The organism is Streptomyces sp. sk2.1, assembly GCF_008120935.1.
Classification (GTDB): Bacteria; Actinomycetota; Actinomycetes; order Streptomycetales; family Streptomycetaceae; genus Streptomyces.
The window spans coordinates 190,809-214,022 of sequence record NZ_RDBO01000020.1 but is presented as its reverse complement, the minus strand read 5'-3'; the positions used below and the strand labels follow the sequence as shown (position 1 = coordinate 214,022).

24 protein-coding genes are annotated in these 23,214 nt (G+C 70.2%); 19 read left to right on the top strand and 5 right to left on the bottom strand.

The window, feature by feature from the left end:
• Positions 1 to 5: 5 nt before the first annotated feature.
• Entirely contained in the window at positions 6 to 893 is an 888-nt protein-coding gene (locus EAO76_RS04385; protein ID WP_148833519.1) for a hypothetical protein, read from the top strand.
• Positions 894 to 907: 14 nt separating this feature from the next.
• On the opposite strand, the gene EAO76_RS04380 is transcribed toward EAO76_RS04385, so the two are convergent.
• Positions 908 to 2,023 (bottom strand): XRE family transcriptional regulator, encoded by a 1,116-nt coding sequence (locus EAO76_RS04380; protein ID WP_148833517.1) that lies wholly within the window; start codon positions 2,021 to 2,023, stop codon positions 908 to 910.
• A gap of 245 nt (positions 2,024 to 2,268) precedes the next feature.
• On the opposite strand from EAO76_RS04380, the gene EAO76_RS04375 reads away from it, so the two are divergent.
• The 10 genes from EAO76_RS04375 (at position 2,269) to EAO76_RS04330 (ending at position 11,113) form a co-directional block, all read left to right on the top strand.
• Entirely contained in the window at positions 2,269 to 3,174 is a 906-nt protein-coding gene (locus tag EAO76_RS04375) for an AAA family ATPase (protein WP_148833515.1), read from the top strand.
• A gap of 19 nt (positions 3,175 to 3,193) precedes the next feature.
• On the top strand, positions 3,194 to 3,640 hold the full coding sequence (locus EAO76_RS04370; protein ID WP_230396674.1) for a hypothetical protein: 447 nt from the start codon (positions 3,194 to 3,196) through the stop codon (positions 3,638 to 3,640).
• Entirely contained in the window at positions 3,637 to 4,140 is a 504-nt protein-coding gene (locus EAO76_RS04365) for a hypothetical protein (protein ID WP_148833510.1), read from the top strand. Before EAO76_RS04370 ends, EAO76_RS04365 begins: the two co-directional genes overlap by 4 nt.
• Before the next feature lie 24 nt (positions 4,141 to 4,164).
• Positions 4,165 to 5,031, top strand: a complete 867-nt coding sequence (locus EAO76_RS04360; RefSeq protein ID WP_148833508.1) for a CBASS oligonucleotide cyclase — start codon at positions 4,165 to 4,167, stop codon at positions 5,029 to 5,031.
• Positions 5,028 to 5,996: an S-4TM family putative pore-forming effector gene (locus EAO76_RS04355; RefSeq protein WP_148833506.1), complete on the top strand. Its 969-nt coding sequence runs from the start codon at positions 5,028 to 5,030 to the stop codon at positions 5,994 to 5,996. Before EAO76_RS04360 ends, EAO76_RS04355 begins: the two co-directional genes overlap by 4 nt.
• Positions 5,997 to 6,285: 289 nt before the next feature.
• On the top strand, positions 6,286 to 7,314 hold the full coding sequence (gene argC, locus EAO76_RS04350; RefSeq protein ID WP_148833504.1) for an N-acetyl-gamma-glutamyl-phosphate reductase: 1,029 nt from the start codon (positions 6,286 to 6,288) through the stop codon (positions 7,312 to 7,314).
• The gene (argJ, locus tag EAO76_RS04345) at positions 7,311 to 8,465 is read left to right on the top strand and encodes a bifunctional glutamate N-acetyltransferase/amino-acid acetyltransferase ArgJ (RefSeq protein ID WP_148833502.1); all 1,155 of its coding nucleotides are present in this window, start codon (positions 7,311 to 7,313) and stop codon (positions 8,463 to 8,465) included. Before argC ends, argJ begins: the two co-directional genes overlap by 4 nt.
• Positions 8,462 to 9,373, top strand: a complete 912-nt coding sequence (argB, locus tag EAO76_RS04340; protein ID WP_148833500.1) for an acetylglutamate kinase — start codon at positions 8,462 to 8,464, stop codon at positions 9,371 to 9,373. Before argJ ends, argB begins: the two co-directional genes overlap by 4 nt.
• Positions 9,370 to 10,566, top strand: a complete 1,197-nt coding sequence (locus EAO76_RS04335; protein ID WP_148833498.1) for an acetylornithine transaminase — start codon at positions 9,370 to 9,372, stop codon at positions 10,564 to 10,566. The genes argB and EAO76_RS04335 overlap by 4 nt, the downstream gene beginning before the upstream one ends.
• Positions 10,567 to 10,576: 10 nt before the next feature.
• Complete coding sequence (locus tag EAO76_RS04330; protein ID WP_148833497.1) at positions 10,577 to 11,113, top strand: arginine repressor; 537 nt, start codon at positions 10,577 to 10,579, stop codon at positions 11,111 to 11,113.
• Positions 11,114 to 11,154: 41 nt separating this feature from the next.
• Here EAO76_RS04330 and EAO76_RS04325 read toward each other — a convergent pair whose 3' ends face one another.
• Both EAO76_RS04325 and EAO76_RS04320 read right to left on the bottom strand, forming a co-directional pair.
• Positions 11,155 to 11,856: a L,D-transpeptidase gene (locus EAO76_RS04325; RefSeq protein ID WP_148833495.1), complete on the bottom strand. Its 702-nt coding sequence runs from the start codon at positions 11,854 to 11,856 to the stop codon at positions 11,155 to 11,157.
• Between the two features lie 56 nt (positions 11,857 to 11,912).
• Positions 11,913 to 12,512, bottom strand: coding sequence for a pyridoxamine 5'-phosphate oxidase family protein (locus EAO76_RS04320; protein ID WP_148833493.1), 600 nt, complete (start codon positions 12,510 to 12,512; stop codon positions 11,913 to 11,915).
• 185 nt (positions 12,513 to 12,697) lie between these two features.
• Here EAO76_RS04320 and EAO76_RS04315 point away from each other — a divergent pair, with 185 nt between their 5' ends.
• The 4 genes from EAO76_RS04315 (at position 12,698) to EAO76_RS04300 (ending at position 17,546) form a co-directional block, all read left to right on the top strand.
• Positions 12,698 to 13,891, top strand: coding sequence for an argininosuccinate synthase (locus EAO76_RS04315; protein WP_148833491.1), 1,194 nt, complete (start codon positions 12,698 to 12,700; stop codon positions 13,889 to 13,891).
• An 88-nt stretch (positions 13,892 to 13,979) separates the two neighbouring features.
• Positions 13,980 to 15,413, top strand: a complete 1,434-nt coding sequence (gene argH, locus EAO76_RS04310; RefSeq protein ID WP_148833489.1) for an argininosuccinate lyase — start codon at positions 13,980 to 13,982, stop codon at positions 15,411 to 15,413.
• Between the two features lie 116 nt (positions 15,414 to 15,529).
• Positions 15,530 to 16,501, top strand: a complete 972-nt coding sequence (locus EAO76_RS04305) for an aldo/keto reductase (RefSeq protein ID WP_148833487.1) — start codon at positions 15,530 to 15,532, stop codon at positions 16,499 to 16,501.
• Between the two features lie 172 nt (positions 16,502 to 16,673).
• Positions 16,674 to 17,546, top strand: coding sequence for a sigma-70 family RNA polymerase sigma factor (locus EAO76_RS04300; protein WP_148833485.1), 873 nt, complete (start codon positions 16,674 to 16,676; stop codon positions 17,544 to 17,546).
• Between the two features lie 51 nt (positions 17,547 to 17,597).
• Here the strand turns inward: EAO76_RS04300 and EAO76_RS04295 are convergent, their stop codons facing one another.
• Complete coding sequence (locus EAO76_RS04295) at positions 17,598 to 18,122, bottom strand: hypothetical protein (protein ID WP_148835564.1); 525 nt, start codon at positions 18,120 to 18,122, stop codon at positions 17,598 to 17,600.
• Positions 18,123 to 18,222: 100 nt separating this feature from the next.
• Between EAO76_RS04295 and EAO76_RS04290 the strand changes: the two genes are divergently transcribed.
• Complete coding sequence (locus EAO76_RS04290) at positions 18,223 to 18,774, top strand: TetR/AcrR family transcriptional regulator (protein ID WP_148833484.1); 552 nt, start codon at positions 18,223 to 18,225, stop codon at positions 18,772 to 18,774.
• Positions 18,771 to 20,315: an MFS transporter gene (locus EAO76_RS04285; protein ID WP_148833482.1), complete on the top strand. Its 1,545-nt coding sequence runs from the start codon at positions 18,771 to 18,773 to the stop codon at positions 20,313 to 20,315. The genes EAO76_RS04290 and EAO76_RS04285 overlap by 4 nt, the downstream gene beginning before the upstream one ends.
• A gap of 99 nt (positions 20,316 to 20,414) precedes the next feature.
• Here the strand turns inward: EAO76_RS04285 and EAO76_RS04280 are convergent, their stop codons facing one another.
• Complete coding sequence (locus EAO76_RS04280; protein WP_148833480.1) at positions 20,415 to 21,086, bottom strand: 1-acyl-sn-glycerol-3-phosphate acyltransferase; 672 nt, start codon at positions 21,084 to 21,086, stop codon at positions 20,415 to 20,417.
• Positions 21,087 to 21,320: 234 nt separating this feature from the next.
• Between EAO76_RS04280 and EAO76_RS04275 the strand changes: the two genes are divergently transcribed.
• Both EAO76_RS04275 and EAO76_RS04270 read left to right on the top strand, forming a co-directional pair.
• The gene (locus EAO76_RS04275; RefSeq protein WP_148833478.1) at positions 21,321 to 22,499 is read left to right on the top strand and encodes a glycerophosphodiester phosphodiesterase; all 1,179 of its coding nucleotides are present in this window, start codon (positions 21,321 to 21,323) and stop codon (positions 22,497 to 22,499) included.
• Positions 22,500 to 22,614: 115 nt separating this feature from the next.
• Positions 22,615 to 23,181, top strand: a complete 567-nt coding sequence (locus tag EAO76_RS04270) for a sigma-70 family RNA polymerase sigma factor (RefSeq protein ID WP_148833476.1) — start codon at positions 22,615 to 22,617, stop codon at positions 23,179 to 23,181.
• Positions 23,182 to 23,214: the final 33 nt, after the last annotated feature.

Genomic DNA, 23,214 nt, shown 5'->3' with positions numbered 1-23,214 from the left:
ACAAGGTGTTCGACGACCTCGATGCAAACGACCTATACGCTGAACTGATCATGCTCCGGGCCAATGACTCACGCGCCTTCATACTCGTCGAAGGCTCTGCGGACTGCGCAGTCTTGGACCGCTTCATAAACGCCGAAAATTTCACCACAGTTCCCGCGCTAGGCAAGCAAAGAGCCCAAGGAGCCATCGCGAGGGTCCACGACAGCGACCAACTCGCAGCCGTCTATGCCATCCTTGACCGCGACTGGGTAGGGCTGTTGGACAACGGTATGGACCACCACGCAGTGATCTACACCGACTTCTACGACTTGGACGCTTGCATCTTCTTCGCCCCGCACGTATACGAAGCACTCGCGGCCAGCTTCTGCACTGACCTGAGTTTTCGGCACGGCGCCGACGGCTGCACCCAGGAGGACATCAATGCCGCCTGTGTCCACCTGGCGCTCCCAGTCGGGCTCCTGCGCTTCATGTCTCAGCGTGACGGGCTCGCGCTGAATTTGCGGGACTTCCCGTTGACCGAGGTGGCAAGGAACAACGTCGGCAGCATCGACCTCACCGCATTGATCACGCTCGCCTGCAAACGCGCAGGAAAGGAGCCCGAAGACCATCCTGGGCTGCTCGCCCTTCTGCAGGCAGAACTCGCACGCGTCACGGAGAGGGAGCAGTACTGCTCTGGCCACGACCTGGCCAAGGCATTCTCACTCGTCGCGAAACGGCGGTGGGCAGCCAAAGTGGGACACGATGTCATCGAACGCTCCGCCAGAGCCGCGCTTAGCCGTGACGCGTTCGAGCAGACGAGCATCTACCGTGGCTGCATGCGTTGGGCCGACAGTGAAGGGGCAGCCGTCTGGAAGGATGCCCTCACCTCCTCCCAAAACTCGCATACCGAGTAACCGAGCGGGGCAGGTCAGAATTCCACACGGGGTCGTTCGCTGATATCCCGACTGAGCAGGGTTCGAATGTCGGCTTCCGGAAGTCCGGAACGATTGATGAAATCAGCGAAGGAGACCCCGGTTGTCTCCATGAGTTCTAGTGCTCGTTGCAAGAGTACGGGAACTTCTGGATTCCCAAGAGGGCCTGGCTCAACTTTCCTCCACCCCCGGACGGACAAGGCTTTCCACGCCTGCGCATAGGTGTGTTCACTCATAACACCGAGCGTTTTTGCCCTAACCAGGAGAGCTGCTAGAGAAACGTGCCACTTCGCTTTCAAGCGAAGAAATGCGGGCCAATCGAGATGTTCCGGAAGTTCGGATCTGATGTCGTTAGCTGGCATGAGGAACGCAGCAGCAAACTCGTGGGCCTGACTCTCAGTGACCTTGTGGCCGATATCCCCGGTGAGGCCATGCAAGACCAGGTGCCCTAGCTCATGGGCCGCATCGAAGCGGGAGCGGTCACGCAGTCCCTTGTCGGCCCCGAGAGCGACAATAGGCCTGTCAGGGAAGTCGACACAGAATGCATCAACTTTTTCAATGCTGACACGGAAGCGAACGACGACAACGCCGTTCATTTCCATCAGGCGCACGACGTTTCGTACGGGACCGCGTGGGACATTCCAGTGATCACGGATCTGTGCTGCCGCTTGTTCAATGTCGGCGGATTGAAGAGGATGCTCTTCGTTGATTGGAATGCGCGGCAGATTGAGGTCGGGAAGCGCGACGTATTTTTCGAGCTCAAGCGCGAGTTCTCGTGCGAGGTGCACGTACGCAAGCGCTTGTTGGCGATCTCGAGGGGAGGTCGATCGAAGGCTGCGAAAGAACCCGTTGACCTGATCCTGAGCAGGGGGGCGGGCTGGCGCGGCGAAGAACGACAGCGGTACCCGCAAAGCGACCGCAAGCCGGCGAAGCGTCGATGTAGCGGGCTTGGTGTGTCCGTTTTCGAACTGGCTAATCGAGGCTGCGGTGACGGAGCCCACTTCCCTGGCCAGTTGCACCTGGGTAAGCCCCCGGAGTTCGCGCGCCATTCGCAGCCGGGCGCGATCGAACAGGGCTGCGATGTCACCAGGGTCCAGTCGCAGGTCGTTCACGTCGCTCGCCTCCCGGCCAGTCGGCGTCCGCCGATCAGCGGACGATTCTCGATCTTGAATGCTCCGCCCGCATCTTAGGCACACCTTGGTTACCGGTCGGTCAAATCGCTCGGCTCCAACCGAACACGCCCGAGTGAAGTGTGTCGAGTTGCATCTCTGCCACGTCATGTACTCTACCGAAACCAGAGAAGATGATGTTCGGATCTGAGGTGACCCACCATGCGTGGGGGGACGGAGTTGAGGGGATGCGGGTTCAGGAGTGCGTGCTGTCGGACGAGGTGATCACCGCCGACTCGGCGGATGCCTCGTTGTGGGACGCCATCGTGGTGCCGGAGGAGATCAAGGAGCGCTTGCGCAACCAGACTGTGCTGTCGCTGCTCGTGCGGCCTGACCTGCCGTTTGCGGTGACGGCGTTGCACGGCTTGTGCACGCTCTACGGCCCTCCCGGCACCGGCAAGACGACCCTGGCGCGGGGTCTGCCAGCACAGGTCGCCCGCTACGTCGCCGGAGGCGCGGTCCGGCGGATCGAGATCAACCCGCACGGGCTGATGAGCGCCGAGCACGGGCAGTCGCAGCAGCGGGTCAGCGAGCTGCTCGGCGAGTACGTACCGGGTCTCGCGTCGGATGGCGTGCCGACCGTGGTGATCCTCGACGAGGTCGAGTCGATGGCAGTCGCCCGCTCGGCGGCATCGCTGGCCGCCAACCCGGCCGACGTCCACCGCGCCACCGACGCGGTGCTCACCGCCTTGGATCTCAACGCCGCCGAGCACCCGCACCTGTTCTTCGTCGCGACCAGCAACTTCACCACCGCCCTGGACGAGGCGTTCCTCTCCCGCTCCGACGCCGCCATCCTCGTCCCGCTTCCCGAGCCGGAGGCACTGCGGAAGATCCTGGCCTCCACGCTGGTGACGCTGGCCGACAAGTACCCGGCGTTGGGTGAGCTGGCGCGCTCCTCGGCGATGGAGCGCGTCGCCGAGGCGGCTCGCGGGCTGGACGGCCGCCGTACGCGCAAGGTGGTCTTTGAAGCCCTGGCTCAGCGGCTGGACACGGTGCTGGACCCCGGCAGTCTCACCGAAGACGACCTGGCCGCCGCGGTGCGCAACGCCGTCGCGGAGACGGGTGAGCCGGAGGTGTCCCGTGCGGCGTACTAGGCAGGTGGCGGCTTCTCCCGTGCGCAGCGCCAGCGGAACCTGGGCGGTGATCTCGGACCTCGTGGCGGACACCGTGGCGCAGTCCTCCGCACTGTCCCGCGACGAGGCGGTGCAGGCGATGTCGGCCGCCGAGGCAGTCGGGCGGATGCTGATCGCGGCAGGGCACCTGCAGCAGCACCCGATCATCCTGGTGGCCGGCAAGGTGCACTGCGAGATCACGACGGTGTCCGGCACGGCGGCGCTGACGTTGGAGGAGAACCTCAACCCCGTCCCCGGCGCGGCGGGCGCCGACGATTTCACGATCCACCTGCCGTCCCCGGCCCCGCTCCAGGAGCAGGTGAAGGCAGCCGCCGACGGTCACGCCCGGTTGTCCGACGCTGTCCCGCCCGACCCGGAGACGAAGGCTGCCCACTCCGGTCTGCTGATCGACCGTGAGGCTCTGCGACGGGCGGTCACTCAGCGATGACCTCCACCTACACCTACACCTACACCCGGACCCACACCGCCACGCACCTGACCGACGTCATCCTCGGTACCATCACCGACATCCTCGCCGACCTGGGTATCAACATGGACCGGCTGCATCGCGACTGGGTGCAGAACGAGAACGCGATCAAGGCGTGGATCGAGGAGGCCTCCCTCGACACGGTCGTCCTCGAGTGCCACCAGCCCTCGGGCACCGTGGCACCGGTGATCGAGTTCCCGGTGTCCTACACCACTTCCGGCGACGGCAACGCCGAGTTCACCGCCTCTCGTGCTCGAGCCGCCCGGTTCCGGGCCAAGTTCGACCGGGTGCCCGCGGGCACCACCTACCGGCTGTTCTGCACCTTCAACAGGCCCCGCACCCCGCAACCAGGTTGGGGCCCCGGCCATCGGGCGAGCACCGACGGCCTGCGCGGCATCACCTTCGGCACCCTCGGCTCCGCCCCGCACGCCTCGACCGGCATGCGGTATTACCACACCTGAGACCATGAGCAGGGACACACCGCTATGGGATACATCGACGACGCCTTCACCAAGCTCAAGCACAACCTGGAGATCACCCAGACCGAGCAGAACCTGGCGAAGGCACGGCACGAGGCCATCCGCGATTTCGTCCGGTCGCACTGGGACCTCGCCGACGACTTCCTCACCGGCAGCTACCGGCGCGACACCAAGACGAAGAAGCTCAAGGACATCGACATCTTCGTGGTCCTCGACGCCGACGGCTCCCAGGCCGGCTTCCTCAATCAGGCGCCCATCCAAGTGATCAACGCCCTGGAGACGCTGCTCCGTCAGAAGTGGAGCGCTGCCGCCCGCGACGGCATGGCCGTCGTCATCCCCTACGGCCCCGACGACGAGGTCATGTCGATCGACGTAGTCCCCGCCTTCAAGCGAGACGAGGGCGGCTACTACATCCCCAATCCCTCGGCAGGGGACTGGATCGCGACCAACCCCAAGCGCCACCACGAGCTGAGCATCGCCAAGAACGCCGACTGCGACGGCAAGTACGTACCCTTCGTCAAGATGGTCAAGGGCATCAACCGCGAACTCGGCGAGCCCGTGTCGCCCTCCTTCCTGCTGGAGGTCATGGCCCAGTCGCTAGTGAAACCGCCGATCGGGCGCTACCAGGACGAGATCGTGCTGTTCCTGGCCACCGCCGCCGAACGCATCGGCGACGAGTGGCCTGACCCCGCCGGCCTGGGCGGTGACGTCAACGCCGTCATGAACGCGACTCAGAAGCTCGCCGCGGCCAACGCACTCACCCAGGCCCGCGCCATCGCAGAGCAGGCAGTCGACCTGGAGGACGAGGGCCAGGAGCGCGCTGCCTACGACGAGTGGAAGAAGCTGTTCGGGAACAGGATGACCAGGCCATGAACCTCTCCACCGACCCCGGCGGCGTCCACGGGATCCCATCCCGGGCCATCCACGAGCGGCAGCTCGACGACGGCATGCTGCTCCTCCAGCGCGCCGCGTCAGCAAGCCACCAACGCGGCCAGCTCCTCGAGGCCGTGCGCGTCACCGCCGCCGTTCTGCTCGCCGCCGCCGGTGTCCTGATCACGCTGATCGGCCACGGCCGGACAGCCGTCTCGATCGTCGGGTTCTTCTGGTTCGTCGTCTCCGCGTTCCTGCTCAAGGGCCTCGCCGGGAGCACAGCCCGGCAGGGCGCCCTGCTCCAGGAGATGTTCGACGTCACCCTGTTCCACTTGCCGTGGCGTTCCACCGTTGCAGGCGATCCCATCCCCGAACCCGACGTCCGCCGTCTCGCGCGCAAGCTCCCCCGAGGTGGCGCGAAGGATAAGCGCATCACCGACGGTTGGTACGACCCCACCCACGACGTCCACCACCCCTACGACATTTTCATCGCCCAGGAACAGAACCTTGCCTGGGACGCCCGCCTCCGCCGCCGCTACAGCCACCTCATCGCCACGCTTGCGATGCTGTGGGCCACTATCGGCTTCGTCGCGGGTTTGGTGGTCGCGGGCGCCACTCTGGGCGACACTCTCCTTAGCTTCTTCGTCCCGTCTCTGGCGGCCTACCAGATCGCTTACGAGATCTGGTCCGGCCAACGCAAGGTGGCCGACGAGCGCGACCGACTCACCAAGGTCGTCAATACTGAGCTACACAACGGATACCCCGGCCCCGTACCCGACGACGAATGGCACCGCCTTCGGACCGTTGCACGGGATGTGCAGGACGGCGTTCTCCGCACCCGCCTGGACACCACCCGAGTACCCGAGTGGTTCTACAAACGCTTCCGCGACGACGACGAACGCGACTTCGGCGACACCGCAGAAGGCCACCGCGTCCGCCTCGCCCAAATCACGCCCCCACCCCCGTAAGTCGCTGGGCGGGTTACTCCAAACCCGCCCAGCGACCTGCCGCACCTAAACGTGGGACCGTCTCACCCCGGAGCTCACGCACAGTAAGCATCCGCACCCTTGAGGTGTCAACTATCTCGCTCAAGGTGTGCCAACAAGAATTCTCCAAGCCGGCCTGACCTGCACAGCTCAGACGGAGATGTGCCACCTAAAAATCTCGGTCACAACCGCGACCTCGTGGGGGATACGCAAGTCTTTGCATAAAAGTGCGGAGATGCGTATAGTCATGCCATCGACGAGGAGGCTTTCGATGGTGGTACGTGCAGCGGTGGCAGGGGCGAGCGGATACGCCGGCGGGGAGCTGCTCCGTCTCCTGCTGGTCCACCCCGGGGTCGAGATCGGTGAACTCACCGCCAACTCCAACGCGGGACAGAAGCTCGGCGCGCTCCAGCCGCACCTGAGGCCGCTCGCCGACCGGGTGCTCCGGCCGACCACCCCCGAGGTGCTCGCCGGGCACGACGTGGTCTTCCTCGCCCTGCCGCACGGGCAGTCCGCCGCCGTCGCCGAGCAGCTCGGGGACGAGGTGCTCGTCGTGGACATGGGCGCCGACTTCCGGCTGGAGAACGCCGCGGACTGGGAGAAGTTCTACGGTTCGCCGCACGCTGGCACCTGGCCCTACGGACTGCCCGAGCTCCCGGGCCGACGCGCGGCACTGGCCGGTTCCAAGCGGATCGCGGTGCCCGGCTGCTACCCGACCGCGGTGTCGCTCGCGCTCTTCCCGGCGTACGCGGCCCGGCTGGCCGAGCCCGAGGCCGTGATCGTCGCGGCGTCCGGCACCTCCGGGGCGGGCAAGGCGGCCAAGCCGCACCTGCTCGGCTCCGAGGTGATGGGCAACATGTCCCCGTACGGCGTCGGCGGCGGCCACCGGCACACCCCCGAGATGATCCAGAACCTCAGTGCGGCGGCCGGCGAACGGGTCACGGTCTCCTTCACCCCGACCCTGGCGCCGATGCCCCGCGGCATCCTCGCCACCTGCAGCGCGAAGGCGAGGCCCGGCGTGAGCGCCCGGTCCCTCCGCGACGTGTACGAGAAGGCGTTCGCCGACGAGCCGTTCGTCGACCTGCTCCCCGAGGGGCAGTGGCCCGCGACGGCGTCCGTCCAGGGTTCCAACGCCGTACAGATCCAGGTCGCCCACGACGAGGCGGCGGACCGGATCATCGTCATCAGCGCCATCGACAACCTCGCCAAGGGCACCGCGGGCGGTGCCCTGCAGAGCATGAACATCGCCCTCGGACTTCCCGAGGACACGGGTCTTTCCACGATCGGAGTCGCACCGTGAGCGTCACGGCAGCACAGGGGTTCTCCGCGGCGGGCATCGCCGCGGGAATCAAGCAGAACGGCAACCCGGACCTGGCCCTCGTCGTCAACCGCGGTCCGCGCCGCGCCGCCGCGGGCGTCTTCACCTCCAACCGCGTCAAGGCCGCCCCCGTCCTGTGGTCGGAGCAGGTGCTGAAGGGCGGTGAGGTCACCGCGGTCGTCCTCAACTCCGGCGGCGCCAACGCCTGTACCGGACCGAAGGGCTTCCAGGACACCCACGCCACCGCCGAGAAGGCCGCCGAGGTCCTCACCGGCCACAACGTCGGCGAGATCGCGGTCGCCTCGACCGGTCTGATCGGCACCCTGCTCCCGATGGACAAGCTGCTGCCCGGCATCGAACAGGCCGCGGCCGCCCTCAGCGAGCACGGCGGCGAGAAGGCCGCCATCGCGATCAAGACCACCGACACCGTCCACAAGACCGCCGTCGCGGGCGGCGAGGGCTGGACCGTCGGCGGCATGGCCAAGGGCGCGGGCATGCTCGCCCCCGGCCTCGCGACCATGCTGGTCGTCCTCACCACCGACGCCGACGTCGACGCCGCCGGACTCGACTCCGCGCTGCGCGCCGCCACCCGCACCACCTTCGACCGGGTCGACTCCGACGGCTGCATGTCGACCAACGACACGGTGCTGCTGCTGGCCTCCGGGGCGAGCGGAATCACCCCGGATCAGGGCGAGTTCGCCGAGGCCGTACGGACCGTCTGCGCGGACCTGGCCCGCCAGCTCATCGGTGACGCCGAGGGCGCCTCCAAGGACATCCGGATCGAGGTCGTCAACGCCGCGACCGAGGACGACGCCGTCGAGGTGGGCCGCTCCATCGCCCGCAACAACCTCCTCAAGTGCGCCATCCACGGCGAGGACCCCAACTGGGGCCGGGTGCTCTCCGCGATCGGCACGACGAAGGCCGCCTTCGAGCCCGACCAGCTGAACGTCGCCATCAACGGCGTCTGGGTCTGCAGGAACGGCGGCGTCGGCGAGGACCGCGACCTGGTCGACATGCGCTACCGGGAGGTCGCCATCACCGCCGACCTGGCCGCCGGCACCGAATCGGCCGTCATCTGGGCCAACGACCTCACCGCGGACTACGTCCACGAGAACAGCGCGTACAGCTCATGAGCACGGCGCGGAAGCACACCGCACTCCCGAAGGCGCAGACCCTCATCGAGGCGCTGCCCTGGCTGACCCGGCACAACGGCAAGACCGTCGTCATCAAGTTCGGCGGCAACGCCATGGTCGACGAGGAGCTGAAGGCGGCCTTCGCCCAGGACGTCGTCTTCCTGCGCCAGGCCGGCCTCAAGCCCGTCGTCGTGCACGGCGGCGGACCGCAGATCAGCGCCCAGCTCGACAAGCAGGGCCTGGTCAGCGAGTTCAAGGCGGGGCTGCGCGTCACCACGCCCGAGGCGATGGACGTCGTACGGATGGTGCTGGCCGGCCAGGTCCAGCGCGAACTCGTCGGCCTGCTCAACCAGCACGGCCCGCTCGCCGTCGGCATGACCGGCGAGGACGCCCGCACGATCACCGCCGTCCAGCACCGGCCGACCATCGACGGCGAGCTCGTCGACATCGGCCGGGTCGGCGAGATCACCGCCATCGACACCGGGGCGATCCAGGCGCTGCTGGACGACGGCCGGATCCCGGTGGTCTCCTCCATCGCGCGCTCCGCCGACGACGACCACGTCTACAACGTCAACGCCGACACCGCGGCCGCCGCGCTCGCCGCCGCGCTGAACGCCGAGACGCTGATGGTCCTCACCGACGTCGAGGGCCTCTACGAGGACTGGCCCAACAGCGACGACGTGATCAGCCGCCTCACCGCCACCGAGCTGGAGAAGCTGCTGCCCGAGCTGTCCAGCGGCATGGTGCCGAAGATGCAGGGCTGCCTGCACGCCGTGCGCAACGGCGTCGAGACCGCCCGCGTCATCGACGGCCGGGTCCAGCACTCGATCCTGCTGGAGATCTTCACCGACGAAGGAATCGGCACGATGGTCGTGCCCGACGCGCAGCCCGCGCAGGGGGAGTCATGAGCAACCAGGAGCTCGTCCGGCGCTGGAACGACGCGCTGATGGACAACTACGGCACCCCCCGGCTGCCCCTGGTGCGCGGCGAGGGGGCCAGGGTGTGGGACGCCGACGGCACCGAGTACCTCGACTTCGTCGGCGGCATCGCGGTGAACGCGCTGGGCCACGCCCACCCCGCCGTCGTCGAGGCGGTCTCCGCCCAGGTCGCCTCGCTGGGCCACGTCTCCAACCTCTTCGTCGCCGAGCCGCCCGTCGCGCTCGCCGAACGGCTGCTCCAGCTCTTCGGCCGCACCGGCCGGGTCTACTTCGCCAACTCGGGCGCCGAGGCCAACGAGGCCGCCTTCAAGATCGGCCGGCTGACCGGGCGCACGCACATGGTCGCCACCGAAGGCGGCTTCCACGGCCGGACCATGGGCGCCCTCGCGCTGACCGGCCAGCCCGCCAAGCGCGACCCCTTCCTCCCGCTGCCCGGCGACGTCACGCACGTCCCGTACGGCGACGTCGAGGCGCTCCGGGCGGCCGTGACCACCGACACCGCGCTGGTGATCATCGAGCCGATCCAGGGCGAGAACGGGGTGGTCGTGCCGCCCGCCGGTTACCTGGAGGCCGCCCGCGAGATCACCCGGGCCACCGGCACCCTGCTCGTGCTCGACGAGGTGCAGACCGGCATCGGCCGCTGCGGCCACTGGTTCGAGCACCAGGCCCACCAGGGCGTCGAACCCGACGTCGTCACCCTCGCCAAGGGCCTCGGCGGCGGACTGCCGATCGGTGCGACCGTCGCGTTCGGACCGGCGGCCGAACTGCTGGGGCCGGGGCAGCACGGCACGACGTTCGGCGGCAACCCGGTCGCCTGCGCCGCCGGACTCGCCGTCCTGGACACCCTGGCGGCCGACGGCGCCCTGGACCGGGTGAAGCGGCTCGGCGAGAGGATCCGCGAGGCCGTGGAGGGTCTGGGCCACCCGCTGGTCTCCCATGTCCGCGGCTCCGGGCTGCTGCTGGGTATCGTGCTCACCGAGCCCCTTGCGCCCCAGGCGCAACAGGCGGCTCAGGGAGCCGGAATCCTGGTGAACGCACCCGCCCCCGATGTCCTGCGGCTGATGCCGCCGCTGATCATCGGCGACGCGGAGGTGGACGCGTTCCTCCGGGCACTGCCCGGTGTTCTCGACGCGGCAAGAGGGGACGGACGATCCGGAGAATGAGGCGACGACGATGACCGAGGCGCAGGAGACCGAGCACGGGGGACCGGCCGTGCCGCAGACCCGCACCGCGCGCCACCGCCGGATCGTGGACATCCTGAACCGGCAGCCGGTGCGCTCGCAGAGCCAGCTGGCCAAGCTCCTCGCCGACGACGGGCTGAGCGTCACCCAGGCGACGCTCTCCCGGGACCTGGACGAGCTGGGCGCGGTGAAGATCCGCAACACCGGCGGCGAGCTGATCTACGCGGTTCCCAGCGAGGGCGGCTTCCGCACCCCGCAGGCACCGCTGGGCGGCTCCGCCAAGGAGGAGCGGATGCGGCGCCTCTCCGCCGAGCTGCTCATCTCGGCGGAGGCCTCGGCCAACCTCGTGGTGCTGCGCACCCCGCCGGGCGCGGCCCAGTTCCTCGCCTCGGCCATCGACCAGGCCGAACTGCACGACATCCTCGGCACCATCGCGGGCGACGACACCCTGATGCTGATCAGCCGCGACCCGGCGGGCGGCCAGGCACTGGCCGACCACCTGCTGCGGCTGGCCCAGAACGAGCGCTGAGAGCCGGTCGGGTCCGTCGGCCGCCCGGGGCTCCCGGACCGTCAGTAGCGCGTGATCGCGGTCGGACCCGACCGGGTCCCGATCGCGATGTGCGGACGGCGGGCCGGGTTCACCCAGTCGAGGATCCGGGCCATCGCGGACGCCGGCACGGAGACGCAGCCGGCGGTCGCGCCGCGCCCGTCGACGTGCAGGAAGATCCCGGCGCCGCGCCCGCGCACCGGCCGCTCGTAGTTGAACCCGATGACGAGCGCGCGGGCGTACTGCGTCGGGTACGCGATCAGGTGCTCCGCCTCGCCGGCCCGGCAGTCCGCGGGGCGCGGCTCGACCCAGCGGTTGTAGTCCCGCGCCGCGTTGTCCTGGCACCACCACGACCGGTCGTTGATCCGCCGGTAGGGGTGGGTGGTGCCGGCCGGTGCGGGCCCGGTCCCGAAGGCGTACGGCAGGTCGTACAGGCCGGTGGGGGTGGTGTTCGTGCCCTGCTTGCGCGAGGCGCCCTCGGCCAGGCCCTTCGCGCCGAAGCGGGCCGGTGCGGAGCCGGCCCTCACCCAGACGCCCCGGCGCAGGTTCCACCAGGTGACGGTGCCCGTGGTGGAGCCCGTGTCCGGCGCCTCGGCCGTGATCAGCTGGGTGCCGCCGCCGGTGTCGGCCAGCCGTCCCGGAGAGGTCGGCGCCGGGGCGGGCCGGGCCGCGACCGAGCCCGCCAGCGCGAGCAGTACCGACACGGTCACCACGGATCTGCGCATGCCCCGGACGTTAGACGCTCCGCCCGGCCCCCACCCCCGGATCTGCTCCGTACGGCTCAATCCTTCTCCCCGTGCGGCATGACCGGCAGCGGGAGCGGCAGTCCGGGCAGCCCGTCGATGCTGGTCGCTATGTGCTCCTTCTTCTCGAAGTAGGCGCCGAGCGAGGCGTCGTCCTCCCGGGCGAAGCGCTGGGCGTGCAGTGGCCGGTCCTCGTCGTACGACATGAAGGGCACCCCGTAGCCGCAGGTGTCCCGGATCAGCTCGGCCCGCACCACGATGACGGCGCGCAGTCCGTGGAGGCGGGGGTCCACGTCCGGGAAGTGGGCGAGCAGCGGGCCGAACCGGGGGTCGTCCCGGAAGACCGGCTCGCCGCGGCCGTGCACCCGCACGATGTTCGGCGGGCCCTGGAAGGCGCACCACATCAGCGTGATGCGGCCGTTCTCGCGGAGGTGGGCGACGGTCTCGGCGTTGCTGCCCGCGAAGTCCAGGTAGGCCACGGTCAGCTCGTCGATGACGGCGAACGAGCCGCTGACCCCCTTGGGGGAGAGGTTGACCGTGCCCTCGCCGTCCAGGGGCGCGGTCGCCGTGAAGAAGACGTGCTGTTCCTCGATGAAGGTCCTGAGCCGTCCGTCGATGCGCTCGTACGTTTTTCCCATACCGGCCATTGTCGTCGGCAACTCCACCGCGGACAGGGGTGTTTCGACAGCCGGGACGCCGGTGGGGGAGCACCGGCGGACCGGGCGCCCGGCCCGTCGGCACGCCACCCGCCCGCGCCTTTGACAAAACATACGGAGGACTGCATAGTTATACCCATCAGTGATTGCACCGTAAGGAGAAACCCGTGACCGAGCGCGTCGTACTCGCCTATTCGGGCGGCCTGGACACCTCCGTCGCCATCGGCTGGATCGCCGAGGAGACGGGCGCCGAGGTCATCGCCGTTGCCGTGGACGTCGGCCAGGGTGGCGAGGACCTGGACGTCATCCGCAAGCGCGCGCTCGCCTGCGGTGCCGTCGAGGCCGAGGTCGCGGACGCCAAGGACGAGTTCGCCGAGGAGTACTGCCTCCCCGCGATCAAGGCCAACGCCCTCTACATGGACCGCTACCCGCTGGTCTCGGCCCTCTCCCGGCCGACCATCGTCAAGCACCTCGTCGCCGCCGCCAACAAGCACAACGCCGGCATCGTCGCCCACGGCTGCACCGGCAAGGGCAACGACCAGGTCCGCTTCGAGGCCGGCATCTCCGCGCTCGGCCCCGACCTGAAGTGCATCGCCCCGGTCCGCGACTACGCGATGACCCGGGACAAGGCGATCGCCTTCTGCGAGGAGAAGAACCTCCCGATCGCGACCACCAAGAAGTCCCCGTACTCCATCGACCAGAACGTCTTCGGGCGCGCCGTCGAGACGGGCTTCCTGGAGGACATCTGGAACGCGCCGATCGAGGACATCTACGAGTACACCGAGAACCCCGCCACCCCGCGCGAGGCCGACGAGGTCGTCATCTCCTTCAAGGAGGGCGTGCCGGTGGCCATCGACGGCAAGCCCGTCACCGTCCTCCAGGCCATCCAGCAGCTCAACCAGCGGGCCGGCGCCCAGGGCATCGGCCGGATCGACATGGTCGAGGACCGGCTCGTCGGCATCAAGTCCCGCGAGGTGTACGAGGCCCCGGGCGCGATCGCGCTGATCACCGCCCACCAGGAGCTGGAGAACGTCACCGTCGAGCGCGAGCTGGCCCGCTACAAGCGGCAGGTCGAGCAGCGCTGGGGCGAGCTGGTCTACGACGGCCTGTGGTTCTCGCCGCTCAAGCGCGCCCTGGACGGCTTCATCAACGAGGCCAACCAGCACGTCACCGGCGACATCCGGATGACCATGCACGCGGGCCGCGCCGTCGTCACCGGCCGCAAGTCCGAGGAGTCGCTCTACGACTTCAACCTCGCCACCTACGACTCGGGCGACACGTTCGACCAGTCCAAGGCGCAGGGCTTCATCGAGATCTTCGGCCTCTCCACGAAGATCGCCGCCAAGCGTGACCTGGCCTGATCCCCAGTAGTTACGTCACCGCCTCCCCAAACCCTCCGTGCGGGGAGGCGGTCGCACATCCACCCCTTGTCCTTTCGAGGAGCACGCAGTGAGCAACGGCAACGGCACCAGCGACGTACGCCTCTGGGGCGCCCGCTTCGCCGACGGTCCGGCCGAGGCGCTGGCCAGGCTGTCCGCCTCCGTCCACTTCGACTGGCGGCTCGCGCCGTACGACATCGCCGGCTCCCGCGCCCACGCGCGCGTCCTGAACAAGGCGGGCCTGCTCACCGAGGACGAGCTGACCCGCATGCTCGCCGGTCTCGACCAGCTGGAGGCGGACGTCGCCGACGGCTCGTTCACCGGCACCATCGCCGACGAGGACGTGCACACCGCGCTGGAGCGCGGACTGCTGGAGCGCCTCGGCCCGGACCTCGGCGGCAAGCTGCGCGCGGGCCGGTCCCGCAACGACCAGATCGCCACGCTCTTCCGGATGTACCTGCGCGACCACGCCAGGATCATCGGCGGCCTGATCGCCGAGCTCCAGGGCGCCCTGGTCGGCCTCGCCGAGGCGCACCCCGATGTCGCGATGCCCGGCCGCACGCACCTCCAGCACGCCCAGCCGGTGCTCTTCGCCCACCACGTCCTGGCCCACGCGCAGGCCCTGTCCCGGGACGCCGAGCGGCTGCGCCAGTGGGACGAGCGGACCGCGGTCTCCCCGTACGGCTCCGGCGCCCTGGCCGGATCGTCGCTCGGCCTGGACCCGGAGGCGGTCGCCGCCGACCTCGGCTTCGAACGAGGCTCCGTGGGCAACTCCATCGACGGAACGGCCTCCCGCGACTTCGTCGCCGAGTTCGCCTTCGTCACCGCGATGATCGGGGTGAACCTCTCCCGGATCGCGGAGGAGGTCATCATCTGGAACACGAAGGAGTTCTCCTTCGTCACCCTGCACGACGCCTTCTCCACCGGCTCCTCGATCATGCCGCAGAAGAAGAACCCGGACATCGCGGAGCTGGCCCGGGGCAAGTCCGGCCGACTGATCGGGAACCTGACCGGCCTGATGGCCACGCTGAAGGCCCTCCCGCTCGCGTACAACCGCGACCTCCAGGAGGACAAGGAGCCGGTCTTCGACTCCTGCGACCAGCTGGAGGTCCTGCTGCCCGCCTTCACCGGAATGATGGCCACCCTCACCGTCAACCGCGAGCGGATGGAGGAGCTGGCCCCGGCGGGCTTCTCGCTCGCCACCGACATCGCCGAATGGCTGGTCAAGCAGGGCGTGCCGTTCCGGGTCGCGCACGAGGTGGCCGGTGAGTGCGTCAAGGAGTGCGAGCAGCACGGCATCGAGCTCGACGAGCTGACCGACGAGCAGTTCGCCAAGATCTCCGAACACCTCGCGCCCGAGGTCCGCACGGTCCTCGACGTGGCAGGTGCGCTGGCCTCCCGGAACGGACGCGGCGGCACCGCCCCGTCGGCCGTGGCCGTCCAGCTCACCGAGGTGAAGGCCGACCTCGCGGCCCAGCAGGCCTGGGCCACCGCGAGGAACTGACCGCCGCGGGGGCGGATACCGGGGGCGGGGAGCGTTCGCGCGCTCCCCGCCCCCGGCTCTCGTGAGCTGGGTTACGTTGACGGGGGAGAGAGCACCCGACCGACGAGGAGCCCACGATGCCTTTCGCCAGGCTGGCCGCAGCGACGACTCCGACCGCCCACATCGGGCTCGGGCTGGCGGCGGTCGGCAGGCCCGGCTACATCAACCTCCACCGCGACCGCGACCTGCCCGCGGACCGCGGCGTCGAGGCGTTGCGCGCACGCACCCACGAACTGCTCGACGCCGCCTACGCCCAGGGCGTCCGCTACTTCGACGCGGCCCGCTCCTACGGCCGGTCGGAGGAGTTCCTGGCCGACTGGCTGACGGCGCACCCGGAGGCGGACGACGTCGTCGTCGGCAGCAAATGGGGCTACACCTACACCGCCGGCTGGAGCGTCGAGGCCGAGGAGCACGAGGTCAAGGACCACGGCCTCGCCACGTTCCTGCGCCAGCGGGCCGAGACCGGCGCGCTGCTCGGCGACCGCCTCGACCTCTACCAGATCCACTCGGTCACCGCCGACAGCCCGGCCCTGACCGACCGGGAACTGCACGCCGGGCTCGCCGCGCTCGCCGGCGAAGGGGTCAGCGTCGGCCTGAGCACCAGCGGACCCGCCCAGGCCGACGCGATCCGGGCCGCCCTCGCCGTCACCGTGGACGGCGAACCGCTCTTCCGCACGGTGCAGGCCACCTACAACGCGCTGGAGACCTCGGCCGGGGCCGCGCTCGCCGAGGCCCACGCCGCCGGGCTCACCGTGATCGTCAAGGAGGCCGTGGCCAACGGGCGGCTCGCCGGTACGGAGGCCCCCGCGGTGCTCCAGGAGATCGCCGCCGGGGCCGGTGTCGGCAGTGACGCGGTGGCCCTGGCGTTCGTGCTGCACCAGCCCTGGGCCGGGGTGGTGCTCTCCGGCGCGGCGACCGTCGGCCAGCTCGCCGGGAACCTGCACGCGCCCGTCGTCGACCTCGACGAGGAACTGCGCGCCCGGCTCGACGCGCTGGTGGAGGAGCCCGAGGCGTACTGGCGGCACCGCGCCGGGCTGCCGTGGAGCTGACCGGCCGGGACGCGGACCCCGGGGCGTGTTCCGGAGTTCCCGCCCGGCCGGGAGCGCCCGTCACATCCGTGCGGTCCGGTCCGTCAGTACGGTGACGGACCACGATCCGCCGACGTGCCGGGGACCCCGGCACGTCGGCGCGGTGACGGAACACGACGGAGGAAACACGACCGTGGACGGACACGAGTTCCTGGCGGAGCGCTTCGAGGCGAACCGGCCCCGGCTGAGGGCCGTGGCCCAGCGGATGCTCGGCTCGACGGGCGAGGCGGAGGACGCCGTCCAGGAGGCGTGGATCAGGCTCGGCCGTTCCGACGGCCGGGCGATCGAGAACCTGGACGGCTGGCTGACCACGGTCGTCGGGCGGGTGTGCCTGGACATGCTCCGCTCCCGCCGCTCCCGGCCCGAGGCGCCCCTGGACACCGGGGCGCCCGAGGAGAGCACCCCCGGCGACCGGCCGGAGGCCGACCCCGAGCAGCAGGCGCTGCTGGCCGACTCGGTCGGCCTCGCGATGCTCGTCGTGCTGGAGACGCTCGACCCCGCCGAGCGGCTCGCCTTCGTGCTGCACGACATGTTCGCCGTGCCCTTCGACGAGATCGCCCCGGTCGTGGACCGCACCCCGGCCGCGGCCCGGCAGCTCGCCAGCCGGGCGCGCCGCCGGGTGCGGGGCGCGGAGCCGGTCGCGGACCCCGGCCTCTCCCGCAGGCGGGAGGTGGTCGACGCCTTCCTGGCCGCCGCCCGCGACGGCGACCTCGACGCCCTCGTGGCCGTGCTCGACCCGGACGTGGTGGTGCGGTCCGTCACCGGTACGCCGTCCCTGGTGCGGGGCGCCGAGGCGGTGGCCCGCCGGGCGATGATGTTCGCGCCGTTCGCCCGGTCGTCGCAGCCGGCCGTGGTCGGCGACCGGCCGGCGGTCCTCTCGGCCCTCGACGGCGGGAAGTTCTCGGTCCTGGTCTTCACCATCGAGCGGGGGAGGGTCGTCGAGATGCTCGCGATCGACGACCCGGCCGGTCTTCCCGGCCTGGACCTGGTGGTGCTCGACGCCTGAGCCGCGGCACGCCGGTCACCGGGCCCCGGTGACCGGCCCCGCCCGAGGGGCTCACCCCCTGCCGCCGGCCCGGCCGTCCGCCCACGCGGCGAGCGCCGCGAAGTCGTCCGGCAGCAGCCCGAGCCCCGGATCGATCCACCGCAGCAGCGCCTCGGTGACCCCGTGCCCCAGGATCCACTCCCGGTCCCGCAGGGTGATCTCGTCGTCGATCCAGGCGAACGGCCGCCCGGCCGCGTACTCCACGACGTACTGCGTCTTCCAGTACGTACCGGCGGGGGCGGTGCCGTGCATCGCCGGCCAGTCGATGTACGGCAGCGGGGGCAGCCCGAGGCGGGGGCCGACCCACTGGTTGGCCTCGTCCTTCCAGGTCGTCGCCCAGACCAGTTCGTAGCGGCCGGCCAGGATCCGCAGGGCCCGCCCGTGCTCCGGGTTGAGCAGGACCGGCAGCGGCGGCCCCTGTTCCCACCCGGTCGGCCGCATCGGGTGTCTCGCGTATCCGTCCGGGGCCCCGGGGTGTGCGAGCGCGAGGTAGGGGTTGAGCGGGCCGTCGATGTCGATCAGCAGGAGCGGCTTCACGGCGACATGCGTCATGGACGCCATGGTCCTCCCGTGCCGTGTCCGGGGGCGACACCTTTCCGGTGAGACATTGATGTCTCAAATGGTCTATGGTTGTCTCATGACTCTCGACCGTGAGCAGGTGCTGCGCAGCGCCGCCGCCCTGCTGACCCGCAAATCGACCGCCACCATGGACGAGGTCGCCAGAGCCGCGGGCATCGGCCGCGCCACCCTGCACCGGCACTTCGCCGGACGGGACGCGCTGGTCAGGGCGCTGGAGGAGCTGGGCATCCAGGAGTTCGAAGCGGCGCTGGACGCCGCCGGGCTCGACGAGGGGACCTCGGAGGAGGCGCTGCGCCGGCTGATCGCGGCCGTCGAACCGGGCGCCGGACTGCTCTCCTTCCTCGTCACCGAGAACCAGCTCTTCGAGGGCGAACAGGTCAACGAGGGCTGGAGCCGGCTCGACGCCCGCGTCGCCGCCTTCTTCCGGCGCGGCCAGGAACGCGGCGAGTTCCGGATCGACCTCACCCCCGCCTGGCTGACCGAGGCCCTCTACGGGCTGGTCTCCAGCGGGGCCTGGACGGTCCAGACGGGCCGGGTCGCGAGCAAGGACTTCCAGTACATGATCGTCGAGTTGCTGCTCGGCGGCGCACGCCGGAGCGTGGAGCAATGAGCCGTATCGAACAACGGGCGAAGACCTCGGACGAGCTGTACCGTCCCGGGCGGTGGATCGCCCTGGCCGTACTCGTCCTCGCCGTGTTGCTCGTGGCGATCGACGCCACCGTCCTCGGCCTGGCGACCCCGTTCCTCACCGAGGACCTCGAACCGACCGGCACCCAGCTGCTGTGGATCGGTGACGTCTACTCCTTCGTCATCGCCGGCCTCCTCGTCTCCATGGGCAGCCTCGGCGACCGCATCGGGCGCAAGAAGCTGCTGCTGTGCGGCGCGACCGCGTTCGGCGCGGTCTCCGTGCTCAACGCCTACGCGCACACCCCCGAGATGATGATCCTGGCGCGGGCGCTGCTCGGTGTCGCGGGCGCCACCCTCATGCCGTCCACGCTCGCCCTGATCCGGAACCTCTTCCACGACCCGCGCGAGCGCAGCCTGGCCATCGGCATCTGGGGAGCGATGGCCTCGGCGGGCGCGGCCGTCGGACCCGTGGTCGGCGGGTTCCTGCTGGAGCACTTCTGGTGGGGCTCGGTCTTCCTGATCAACCTGCCCGTCATGGTGATCCTCGTGATCGTCGGCGCGAAGATGATCCCCGAGTCGAAGAACCCGGCCCCGGGCCCCTGGGACCTGGGCAGCGTCGCGCTCTCCTTCGTCGGCATGATCGGCGTCGTCTACGCCGTCAAGGAACTGGCGGCGCACGGCCCGAGCTGGGAGATCGCCGTCACGGGCATCGGCGGCCTGGCCGCGCTCTGCTGGTTCGTGCGCAGGCAGCTCACCCTCCAGTCGCCGTTGCTGGACATGCGGCTCTTCCACCACCGGGGCTTCTCGGGCGCGGTCCTGGCCGACCTGCTGACCATCCTCGGCCTGTCCGGACTGGTCTTCTTCCTCTCCCAGTTCCTCCAGCTGGTGCAGGGACGCAGGCCGCTGGAGGCCGGTCTCGCCGAACTCCCGGCGGCCATCGGCGCGGTCGTCGCGGGCCTGCTCGCCGGAAGGGCGGCCCGGCGCTTCTCGGTGCGCTCGGTGGTGACCGGCGGTCTCGGGGCGGTCGGCCTGGCGCTCGCCGCGGTCACCCTGATCCATCAGCAGACCGCGTACCCGCTGATCGGCGCGGTGCTCCTGGTCGTCGGCCTCGGCGCGGGCTTCGCCTTCACCGTCACCTCCGACGTGATCCTCTCCAGCGTCCCGAAGGAACAGGCGGGTTCCGCCGGAGCGGTCTCGGAGACGGCGTACGAACTCGGCGCGGCCCTCGGCATCGCCCTGCTCGGTTCCATCGTCACCGGCGTCTACCAGAAGTTCGAATCGCCCGCGGGCGTCCCGGCCGACCACGCCGCGGCCGCCCACGAGTCACTGGGCGGCGCGGTCGAGGCGACCCACGGGCTGCCCGCCCGGCAGGGGCAGGAACTGCTCGCCGCGGCACAGGAGGCGTTCGTGGACGGACTGAGGGTCGCCGCGGGCGTCGGCGCCGCGGTCCTGCTGGCGACGGCGGTCGCCGCCTGGTTCCTGCTGCGGGGCCAGAAGCTGGAGGAGGGCATCGTCCACCAGTGACCGCGCCCGCCGGACCGGCGCGCGGGGACAACGGGAAGGGCCCGTACCACCGGTGGTACGGGCCCTTCCCACGTCATGACCGGCGCGGCGCGCCCCGGCTCACGCGGCCTTGGCCTTCGTGGCGTACATGTCGACGTACTCCTGGCCGGACAGCCGCATCACCTCGGCCATCACGGAGTCGGTCACCGCCCGCAGCACGTAGCGGTCGCGGTCCATGCCCTCGTAGCGGGAGAACTCCATCGGCTCGCCGAACCGGACCGTCACCTTGCCGGGGCGGGGCAGACCGGCCCCGCCGGGCTGCAGCTTGTCCGTGCCGATCATCGCGAACGGCACCACCGGCGCGCCCGTCATCAGCGTCAGCCGGGCGATGCCCGTACGGCCCCGGTACAGCCGGCCGTCCGGGGAGCGGGTGCCCTCCGGGTAGATGGCGAACGCCTTGCCCTCCTCCAGCACCCGACGGCCCGTCATCAGCGCCGCGACACCGCCGCGTCCGCCGTCCCGGTCCACCGGGATCATGCCGCAGCCGGTGAAGAACCAGGCCATCGCCCGGCCCTTGAGGCCCTTGCCCGTCACGTACTCGTCCTTGCCGATGTAGAACACCGGCCGGTCGCAGCAGATCGGCATGATCATCGAGTCGATGAAGGTCAGATGGTTGCCCGCCAGGATCACCGGACCGTCCCCGGGGATGTTCTCGGCACCCTCCACCTGGGGGCGGAACATCAGGCGCAAGATCGGTCCGAGCACTGCCTTGATGAGTGCGTGTCGGGACAACGGTTCCTCCGGTGTAGTGGCCGGGCCGGCCGAGGTGCGGGATCGTGACGGTCCATGCAGGTGAGGACGATACTCGCGGCTTCTCGCTGATCGCACATCGGGTTCAACCGGCGGACACGGGGCGTTGACACGAGTTTCCGCCATGTTCGTCCAGGAGCTGCCTCCACGACCGTACTGCTGCTTACGCTCGGGCCGCGCCCGACAGGTGCCAGACATCACACGCGAGGAGCATTCATGACAGAGCGCGCGCAGACCGGTCCCGCCCGCAGAACCATGCTGGGAGCGGGCGCCGCCGTACTGGGCACGGCCGCCCTCGGGCTGGCCGGCGGCCCGGCCGACGCCGCCGACAACCCCGTGGCGAGCGCCTCCGGGCGGCACGGCGGGCACGGCTTCCGCCTCGACCTGCCGGTCCCCACCGTCATCGGGCACCGCGGCGCCAGCGGCTACCGGCCGGAGCACACGCTCGGCTCCTACCAGCTGGCCCTCGACATGGGCGCGCACGTCATCGAGCAGGACCTGGTGCCGACCAAGGACGGCCACCTCGTCTGCCGCCACGAGAACGACATCACCGCCACCACCGACGTCTCCGAGCACCCGGAGTTCGCGAGCCGCAGGACGACGAAGAAGGTCGACGGCGTCCCGCTCACCGGCTGGTTCACCGAGGACTTCACCCTCGCCGAGCTGAAGACGCTGCGGGCCAAGGAGCGCATCCCCGGCACCCGTCAGGAGAACACCCTCTACGACGGCCGCTGGGAGGTCCCCACCTTCGAGGAGGTGCTGCGCTGGGCCGACCGCGAGGGCCGCAGGCGGGGCGAGCCCGTCTGGCTGTACGTCGAGACCAAGCACTCCACCTACTTCCGCGGCCTCGGCCTCGGCCTCGAGGAGCCGCTCGCCAAGCTGCTGCGCCGCCACAACCGCCACCGCGCGCACTCGCCGCTCATCCTCCAGTCCTTCGAGCCCGGCAGCATTCAGCGGCTGGCCCGGCTCGTCTCGACCCCGCGCGTGGTGCTGCTCTCGGGCGCCGGCGAGCGCCCCTGGGACTTCGTGACCTCCGGGGACCCGCGCACCGTCGCGGACCTGGTGAAGCCCGAGGGCCTGAAGTGGATGGCCTCCTTCGCCCAGGGCATCGGCCCCACCCTGGACCTGATCATCCCCAAGGACGCCTCGGGCCGGCTCACCGAGCCGACCTCGCTGGTGAAGGACGCGCACGCGCAGGGCCTGGTCCTGCACCCCTACACCATGCGCAACGAGAACACCTTCCTGCCCGCCGACTTCCGGCGCGGCACGGACCCGGCCGCCTACGGCGACGCGTTCGGCGCGCTGCGGACGTACTTCGGGACGGGCATCGACGGGATCTTCTCCGACAACCCGGACACGGCCCTGCTCGCCGCGGCGGACTTCGCCGGACGCTGAGCCCCCGCCGGGCCCTCCACGACACCGGCGTCAGCACCCGGCCGGGCGTGCCCCGGTCGGGTGGTGACCGCCCGTCACGGCAACCGGCCGCCGCCGTACGGGCGTCGGCCGGGGCATGACGCTTCTCGATCATGTTCCCGCGGCGGCCGCCCCCGGCGCCCCGGCGGTCGTCCGGGCCCTGTACCCGCTGGTGAGCGCCGAGGCCATGGCCGAGGCGGCCGCCTCGGCGACGGGTCCGGCGATCGAACCCGCCGACCTCGAACAGTCCGTCTGGCTGCGGCTGCTGGAACGGCTCGCGGGGGAGGGGCCACCGGCGGACTCGGCCCGCTGGGTGCGCGACTGCGTACGGGCCGAGGCCCGCAGGGCCCGCCGCACCGCCCGGTTCGAACGCCCCTACCGCGACGAGGCCGCCGCGGATCCGGCCGGCTGCCCCGAACGGATGGCCGTCGGCGCCGACGAACGCCGGGCACTGCGCGCGGCGGTGGACCGGCTGCCCGCCCGATGCGCCCGGCTGCTGTCGGCGATGCTGGCGCCGAGCGACCCCACCTACCGGGAAATCGCAGGAAAGTTGGGTATGTCACAGGGGAGTTTGGGCCCCGTCCGTTCCCGATGCCTTGGATGTCTGCGCAGAATGCTCGCGGCGGAGGTTGCAGCTCCTGAACCGTGGGGAAAGGAGCGATAGACAACCGGTGGATCAGGTGGGCGGAGGCATGCG

What these genes read in the sequence shown, in the direction of transcription:
- EAO76_RS04375 (WP_148833515.1), top strand. Translation starts at nt 2,269, where the DNA reads ATGCGGGTTCAGGAGTGCGTGCTGTCGGACGAGGTGATCACCGCCGAC.
- EAO76_RS04365 (WP_148833510.1), top strand. Translation starts at nt 3,637, where the DNA reads ATGACCTCCACCTACACCTACACCTACACCCGGACCCACACCGCCACG.
- EAO76_RS04360 (WP_148833508.1), top strand. Translation starts at nt 4,165, where the DNA reads ATGGGATACATCGACGACGCCTTCACCAAGCTCAAGCACAACCTGGAG.
- EAO76_RS04355 (WP_148833506.1), top strand. Translation starts at nt 5,028, where the DNA reads ATGAACCTCTCCACCGACCCCGGCGGCGTCCACGGGATCCCATCCCGG.
- argC (WP_148833504.1), top strand. Translation starts at nt 6,286, where the DNA reads ATGGTGGTACGTGCAGCGGTGGCAGGGGCGAGCGGATACGCCGGCGGG.
- argB (WP_148833500.1), top strand. Translation starts at nt 8,462, where the DNA reads ATGAGCACGGCGCGGAAGCACACCGCACTCCCGAAGGCGCAGACCCTC.
- EAO76_RS04335 (WP_148833498.1), top strand. Translation starts at nt 9,370, where the DNA reads ATGAGCAACCAGGAGCTCGTCCGGCGCTGGAACGACGCGCTGATGGAC.
- EAO76_RS04330 (WP_148833497.1), top strand. Translation starts at nt 10,577, where the DNA reads ATGACCGAGGCGCAGGAGACCGAGCACGGGGGACCGGCCGTGCCGCAG.
- EAO76_RS04325 (WP_148833495.1), bottom strand. Translation starts at nt 11,856, where the DNA reads ATGCGCAGATCCGTGGTGACCGTGTCGGTACTGCTCGCGCTGGCGGGC.
- EAO76_RS04320 (WP_148833493.1), bottom strand. Translation starts at nt 12,512, where the DNA reads ATGGGAAAAACGTACGAGCGCATCGACGGACGGCTCAGGACCTTCATC.
- EAO76_RS04305 (WP_148833487.1), top strand. Translation starts at nt 15,530, where the DNA reads ATGCCTTTCGCCAGGCTGGCCGCAGCGACGACTCCGACCGCCCACATC.
- EAO76_RS04290 (WP_148833484.1), top strand. Translation starts at nt 18,223, where the DNA reads ATGACTCTCGACCGTGAGCAGGTGCTGCGCAGCGCCGCCGCCCTGCTG.
- EAO76_RS04285 (WP_148833482.1), top strand. Translation starts at nt 18,771, where the DNA reads ATGAGCCGTATCGAACAACGGGCGAAGACCTCGGACGAGCTGTACCGT.
- EAO76_RS04275 (WP_148833478.1), top strand. Translation starts at nt 21,321, where the DNA reads ATGACAGAGCGCGCGCAGACCGGTCCCGCCCGCAGAACCATGCTGGGA.
- EAO76_RS04270 (WP_148833476.1), top strand. Translation starts at nt 22,615, where the DNA reads ATGACGCTTCTCGATCATGTTCCCGCGGCGGCCGCCCCCGGCGCCCCG.